The 1,547-nt window shown below is 72.6% G+C and carries 2 protein-coding genes; both read right to left on the reverse strand.

The window, feature by feature from the left end; all coding sequences use genetic code 11:
• Positions 1 to 852 (reverse strand): ROK family transcriptional regulator (locus tag G3I65_RS32495; RefSeq protein WP_160699487.1); only part of this gene is annotated, 852 nt, incomplete at its 3' end.
• A 344-nt stretch (positions 853 to 1,196) separates the two neighbouring features.
• Positions 1,197 to 1,547, reverse strand: a 351-nt coding sequence (locus tag G3I65_RS32500) for an ROK family protein (RefSeq protein ID WP_160699488.1), incomplete at its 5' end; no start/stop codon positions are given.

Genomic DNA, 1,547 nt, shown 5'->3' on the forward strand with positions numbered 1-1,547 from the left:
GACGCCGAGCGCGGGATCGTGCAAGGGATCCCCCGGCGGCGCCGCGGCCCGCAGGACCGCGGCCAGGTTCGCCTTCGTCTCCAGGCAGCCGGTCCGGCCGCAGGCGCAGCGTTCGCCGACCGGGTCGACGGCGATGTGCCCGACCTCTCCCGCGAACCCGCGCGCGCCGCGCAGGATCGTGCCGGCGGAGACGAGCCCGCCGCCGACGGTCGTGCCGCCGCTGAGGTAGAACAGGTCTTCGGCACCGTCGAGGGATTCGGCGAGCGCGCCGAGGTTGGCATCGTTGTCAACGGCGACGGCCTCGGCGGGCACGTTCAGCCGCGCGGCCATCAGCCCGGCGATTTCGGCGTCCCGCCAGCGCAACGCCGACGCGAGTCTCAGCACGGCGGCGGCCGAGTCGACCAGCCCCGGCACGGAGATCGCGACCCCGACCGGGGCGCCGGGCAGCACCTCACGGGCCAGGTGGGCGAGCTCGTCCATGCCTCTCTGCAGCCCGAGCGCGGCGACGTCGACGGTCTCGGCCCGCTCGGCCAGCACCCGCCCGGCCAGATCGGTGGCCACGGCCGACAACCGGTCGGCTTCGATGCTCAAGGCGAGCGCGTACGCGCCTTCGCCGTGCAACTCGACGAGCCGGCTCGGCCGCCCGTTGCCGGGCAGCACCCCGGCGGCCCGGACCAGCCCGCGCCCGGCGAGATCGGTGAGCAGCCCGGGAACAGCCGACTTCGCGATCCCGCACCGGGCGGCCAGCTGCGTCCGCGAGAGCGGCCCGCCCCGCAGCGCACGCAGGACGGCGGCCAGGTTCGCGGTCCGCGGGCTCGCCGGCTCGGCTCGCCTCGTCCCGGTGACGGCCACGGTGCCCCCAACTTGTGCTGCCTGCTGAACGGACTTTGTCGCTCAGGCAGCGAAAGTAGGGTGGCGCGCATCACTCGTCAAGGTGAGGGAGTCGCTTTATGCCCGGTTTTCACCCGGATAGACGTGCGAAACCGGACAGACTTTCGTACGTTCGATGCGAAAGTCTGCGCGATCTTGATGTTACTACTCGGGTTTGCTCGACGACCGACCGTGAGTCCAGCCCCGGGGTCGCCACCGCCTTGCCCCCGCTCCGGACGACGTGAATGACTCATTCATGTCGTCTGACGACATGAATGAGTCATTCACTACGTCCGAGACGGGCCGCGCGCCCCGCCGGGCCGCGGTCAGCTGCTCAGCGTGAAGGCCCGGTCCGTCGCCGACCACGCGGCTCCGATCACGCCCGCCGTCTCGCCCAGCTCGGACAGCACGATCGGCAGGTTTCCCGTCGCCAGCGGAAGCGAACGCCGGTACACCGCGCTGCGGACCTCCGCCAGCAGCTGGTGCCCGAGCTGGGCCACCCCACCACCGATCACGACCATGCCCGGGTTGATGAAGCAGACCAGCGAGGCGATGACCTGGCCGAGCCGCCTGCCGCCGTCGCGGATGAGGTTGACCGCGCCGAAGTCGCCCGCTGCCGCCGCGCGGCCGACGTCGCGGGCGGTGACCGCGCCGCCGTCCGCGGCCACCTCGGCCAG

This window comes from Amycolatopsis sp. SID8362, from assembly GCF_010550475.1.
Lineage (GTDB): Bacteria > Actinomycetota > Actinomycetes > Mycobacteriales > Pseudonocardiaceae > Amycolatopsis > Amycolatopsis eburnea.